The organism is Bellilinea sp. (genome assembly GCF_034432615.1).
Lineage (GTDB): Bacteria > Chloroflexota > Anaerolineae > Anaerolineales > Anaerolineaceae > Bellilinea.
This window is the reverse complement of record NZ_DAOUBL010000094.1, coordinates 1-5130: the sequence shown is the minus strand read 5'-3', so window position 1 is coordinate 5130 and position 5130 is coordinate 1. Positions and strand designations below refer to the sequence as shown.

Genomic DNA, 5130 nt, shown 5'->3' with positions numbered 1-5130 from the left:
AGAAAGCTCCCTGTCCACTTTTCAGCTTTAAACTGTCCAACTTTCAAGTTTAAATAACAGCGCCAAATTCATGCTTGACAAATGCCATAAAATCATTATAATCTTCCAAAACACATCCAAAAAGACGATGAAGAGGACGAGTAATCGTCGAAATGGCGGTACAGAGAGCAGGAAGCGGTGAGAACCTGCCCGTACAGCGGCGATGAATGGACCTCGGAGTTGCAGGGCGAACGGGTTTCTTCCCCAGTAGTCTGGGCCGGAGTTGCCACCGTTATCTGGGCAAAGGGTATCGCCAAAATGGCCGTACCCGCAACGAGTGAGGCTGGCTTCTTTCCCCTGTGTGCATCACCGGGGAATTTTTTTACCAGCAGCCTAACTGGGGTGGCACCACGGACCTGTGTTCGTCCCCACGAGCACAGGCCGTTTTGTTTTAAGTCCACCAAATGGAGATTGAGATAATGACCCTTAGAACCTATCGTATCCTTACCGGACATCGTCCCACCGGACCCCGTCACCTGGGACATCTGGTTGGCACGCTTCAAAACTGGGTGCGTTTGCAGCAAACCCATGAATGTTTCTTTCTGGTAGCCGACTTGCATGTGCTCACCACAGATTATCAAAACCCGGCCGACATCCGCCCCAACACCTTAGAAGTGGTTGCTGACTGGCTGGCGGCCGGCATTGACCCCCAGCGCAGCACCCTTGTGCTGCAATCGGCTGTACCGGAACACAGTCAACTGGCTTTACTGCTCAGCATGCTGGTCAGTGAGACCCGTCTGCACCGTGTGCCCACCTACAAAGAACAGGTCAAACAACTGGGTATTCAACCCTCCCTGGGACTGCTGACCTATCCTGTCTTACAGGCGGCCGATATTCTGCTTTACAAAGCATCGCTGGTGCCGGTCGGCGAGGATCAACTGCCGCACATCGAATTGACCCGCGAGATTGCCCGCCGCTTCAACAGCCTGTATGGGGAATTATTCCCCGAACCGGATGCTCTGCTTTCCACCATGCCGCGCCTGCCGGGGATTGACAACCGCACCATGCACACTTCGTATGGCAACGCCATCTTCCTGCGGGATTCTGAAGAAGAAACCACCCGCAAGGTGATGGGCATGTTTACAGATCCCAATCGCATCCATCCTACCGATCCGGGAAAAGTGGAGGGTAACCCCCTTTTCATCTATCTGGATCAGTTTGACGCTGACCGCGAGCAGGTCGAGGAATACAAAGCCCGTTACCGTCAGGGAAAGGTCGGCGATGTCGAAATCAAGCAATATCTGGCGCGCAAACTCAACCAAACGCTTGAACCGCTGCGTGAGCGGCGCGCAAGGTTCATTGCACAGCCTGCCTATTTGCGCGAAATTCTTTATCACGGCAGCAACCGCGCCCGGCAAATTGCCCGCCAGACTCTGGAAGAGGTACTCGGCGCGATGGGCCTGACCCTTGGACTGGCCTTGCAGCCCGAAAGCGGACAAAGCAACCCCGCCGCCGGCGCATTTTGCTAATCTCATTTGTCCATTAATTTCCAATTTTAAGGAGGTTTACCATGTCTGAATTAACCCGTTTCCTGTTAAGCGAAAATGATTTGCCGCGCTACTGGTACAACGTGCTGGCAGACAGCCCGGTGCCCATGCCGCCGGTGCTGCATCCGGCTACCAAAGAACCGGTCACGCCGGATTTTCTCAGTGCATTGTTCCCAATGGAATTGATTCTGCAGGAAATCAGCACCGAGCGATACATCGAAATTCCCGAAGAAGTACGGGAAGCCTACAAACTCTACCGCCCCACTCCCTTGATCCGTGCGCGCCGGCTGGAAAAGGCGCTCGGCACACCGGCTCACATTTACTACAAGTATGAAGGCGCTTCTCCGTCCGGCAGCCATAAATCCAACACAGCGCTGGCACAGGCCTTTTACAACAAAGCCGCCGGCACCAAAGCGCTCACCACCGAAACCGGGGCTGGTCAGTGGGGTTCTGCGCTTTCAATGGCATGTGCCTTTTTTGACATGGAACTGGAAGTCTACATGGTCAAGGTTTCCTACAATCAAAAACCCTACCGCCGCTTTTTGATGGAAACGTTTGGCGCAAAAGTGTTTGCTTCTCCCACCAATCTCACCAACGCCGGGCGTTCTATTCTCGAAAAGGACCCGGAAAGCCCCGGCTCGCTGGGTATTGCCATTAGCGAGGCGGTTGAGGTAGCGGCCACTTCCAACGGCGTAAAAAAGTATTCTCTCGGCTCGGTGTTGAACCACGTCTTGCTGCACCAGACTGTCATCGGTGAAGAAGCCCTCAAACAGATGGATTTAGCCGGTGAATACCCGGATGTGGTCATCGGCTGCGTCGGCGGCGGATCGAACTTTGGCGGGATTGCCTATCCTTTCCTGCGGGAAAACCTGCGCAACGGTCAGCGCACCCGCTTGCTGGCGGTGGAACCCACTGCTGCTCCTTCCCTGACCCGCGGCGTCTATGCTTTTGACTACGGTGATACCGCCCAAATGGCGCCGATTGTCAAAATGCACACTCTGGGGCATTCTTTCATCCCGCCTTCCATTCATGCCGGTGGATTGCGGTATCACGGTATGGCGCCTTCGATCTGTGCGCTTTATGATGCCGGTTTGATTGAAGCGGTTGCCGTTCCCCAGCGAGCCACCTTTGAAGCCGCCGTGCTGTTTGCCCGCCACGAAGGGATTGTACCTGCACCCGAATCAGCCCATGCCATTCGGGCAGCCATTGACGAAGCGCTGCTTGCCAAACAGCGGGGCGAAAAGCGAGTCATCTTATTCAACCTATCCGGGCATGGTAATTTTGACTTGACCGCCTACGACGCCTATAATCACGGCCGTCTGGAAGACTACCAGTTGCCCGAAGAAGCCATCCACTCCATCCGTGAGCGGCTGCCTCAGGTGCCTGAGCAAATTGGAGCTTAATGGAACAGATGATTTTTCGTCTCTTCTCCTCCTGAGAGAACAGAGGTGCGCGGAAGTTGCGCACCTCTGTTCTCTCTACTCGTTGCCGGTTGTTTCTTTTTGATCCAGCTCATTCAGCAGGGCTTCATCCTGCTTCAAGTTGCGCCAGCGGATGATCAAACTGGCGAGATAAAAAATCATCACACCAAAGATGAACCCATATCCGGCAATAAAGTAGGAGATCGTGTTGGCGGGTTGATCCATCATTCACCTTCCTTCAGGCTTGAACTTTGAGGCGCAGGCTTTCCACCCGCTCGGCCAACCTGCCCAGCCGAATGCGATGCCACAGCAGGTCAAAGTACACAATGGTGAACGCCAGCAGACTGAACAGGAAAACCTGGGTCATGGTTGGCGTCATGTCAAATGCGCCCATAGCACCGGGGTCATTGCTGCCGATGACCACCGGATGAATGGTGCGGAACAGGCGGATGGAAAAGAAGGTCAGCGGCACACTGAGAAAGCCGACAATTGCGTAGACCGCCCCAAAGCGCGCCCGCCGTTCGGGTTCTTCAATACCGGCGCGCAGCATCAGGTAAGCCAAGTAAACCAGTTCCATGATGGTGGCCGTTGTCAGGCGCGGATCCCACGTCCACCAGGTGTTCCAGATTGGGCGCGCCCAAATGGCACCCGTCACCACATTGATCAGGGTAAAAGCAATCCCAATTTCCACTGCCGCCACCCCAACTGAGTCCCATTTCAGGTCCTTGCGAATCAGGTAGATGATGCCGACAATCGCCGCCACCAGAAAACTGAGCATCCCCACCCAACCGCTGGCCACATGGAAATAGAACACTTTTTGGACGGCACCCATCACCCGTTCCAGCGGTGCGTAAAAGAACACCAGCGCTGTTGCTGCAAGAAAAGAAGCAATTGCAGCCACATCCAGAACCGTTAATAATTTGGGTTTTTGAAGCATACTGCACCTCCAAAATTAGTTTATTCTTCAACCACCGAATCGAACACCATAAACGCCACCGAAGTAAAGATGACGTCATAAACAACCAGTAAAGTAAACCACGGCTGAATTTCCTCCCAACCCAAACCGGCCAGATAACCGCCGGTGGCTTTGACGGCCGAAACGACCACCGGTACTGCTACTGGAAAGAGTAAAATCGGCAGGAGAATATCACGGGTGCGAGCCTGAACCGCCATACTGGCGAGCAGTGTTCCTACTGCCACATATCCCTCACTGCCTAACAAAATCACCAGCAGCAAACCGGGGATGATCATGTTGGTATTGTACAAAATGCCGTAAACCGGCAGAACAATGAATGCCACCAGGAGCATGAAAAGCAGGTTGGCAAACGCCTTGCCCAGATAAATGGCAGCCCGGTCAACCGGCGCAAGCAGTAAACCATCCAGACAGCCGCGGTCTTTTTCCACCGCCATGGAACGGTTCAGCCCCAATGTTCCGGCAAATGCCAGCGTTACCCATAACACACCGGAAGAGATGCCGGCGCGAACATTGGGCTGCAAATCTAACGCAAAGTTAAAAATAAGGATGACCAGCAGGGCAAACACCAGCATGGCTGAAATGACCTCACGACTGCGCCATTCTGCCCGCAAATCCTTCCAGATGACTGCGCCCATGGCGCTCATAAACGGTGTTAATCCGCTCATCGGACTGCCCCCTGCAGGTTTCGTTGAACTTCCAGCGCCTGCCGGTAAAAAGCCAGCAGGCCATCCCGCGGCAAACCATCCGCCGATCGGCTGGCCGTTATACGCCCGGCGGTCAGCACATCAAAACGCGAGGCCAGGTCTTCCACCCGTGCCAGATCGTGGCTGGTCATTACCACCGTGCGGCCCTGTTCGGCAATTTGCCGTAAAACCCCATCCAGCATATCACAGGCATCCTGATCCAGCCCGGTATGGGGTTCATCCAGCAGCAGCACATCGGGGTCATGTAAAATGGCGCGTCCGATGGCCAGTCTCTGCTGCATTCCGCGCGAGAAGGTGCGCACCAGATCCCGCCGCCGCGCAGCAAGACCGACCAGTTCCAGCACTTCGTTGATCCGTGTACCCAGTTGAGGTACGGCGTACATGCGCCCGTAAAAACGCAGGTTTTCTTCTGCGCTCAAATCGCCGTACAGCAAAGGTTGATGACTGACCACCCCCAAACGGCGGCGTACATGGGCAGCCTGCTGGGGAAGCCGAAAACCAGC

At 54.7% G+C, this 5130-nt stretch carries 6 protein-coding genes and 1 other annotated feature; of the genes, 2 read left to right on the top strand and 4 right to left on the bottom strand.

The window, feature by feature from the left end:
• Window positions 1-118 precede the first annotated feature (118 nt).
• Window positions 119-412, top strand: a binding site (T-box leader).
• 46 nt (window positions 413-458) lie between these two features.
• Together trpS and VAE48_RS04400 are read left to right on the top strand one after the other, a co-directional pair.
• A complete protein-coding gene (gene trpS / locus VAE48_RS04405) occupies window positions 459-1508 on the top strand; it encodes a tryptophan--tRNA ligase (RefSeq protein ID WP_322792109.1) in 1050 nt (349 codons plus the stop codon).
• A 41-nt stretch (window positions 1509-1549) separates the two neighbouring features.
• Window positions 1550-2929, top strand: a complete 1380-nt coding sequence (locus VAE48_RS04400) for a TrpB-like pyridoxal phosphate-dependent enzyme (protein WP_322792108.1) — start codon at window positions 1550-1552, stop codon at window positions 2927-2929.
• Window positions 2930-3004: 75 nt separating this feature from the next.
• On the opposite strand, the gene VAE48_RS04395 is transcribed toward VAE48_RS04400, so the two are convergent.
• The 4 genes from VAE48_RS04395 to VAE48_RS04380 form a co-directional block, all read right to left on the bottom strand.
• Window positions 3005-3175: a hypothetical protein gene (locus VAE48_RS04395; protein ID WP_322792107.1), complete on the bottom strand. Its 171-nt coding sequence runs from the start codon at window positions 3173-3175 to the stop codon at window positions 3005-3007.
• Window positions 3176-3185: 10 nt separating this feature from the next.
• Window positions 3186-3884: a cytochrome c biogenesis protein gene (locus VAE48_RS04390; protein ID WP_322792106.1), complete on the bottom strand. Its 699-nt coding sequence runs from the start codon at window positions 3882-3884 to the stop codon at window positions 3186-3188.
• A gap of 20 nt (window positions 3885-3904) precedes the next feature.
• Window positions 3905-4588, bottom strand: a complete 684-nt coding sequence (locus VAE48_RS04385) for a heme exporter protein CcmB (protein WP_322792105.1) — start codon at window positions 4586-4588, stop codon at window positions 3905-3907.
• The coding region (locus VAE48_RS04380; RefSeq protein WP_322792104.1) for an ABC transporter ATP-binding protein at window positions 4585-5130 on the bottom strand (546 nt) is incomplete at its 5' end. The genes VAE48_RS04385 and VAE48_RS04380, both read right to left, overlap by 4 nt.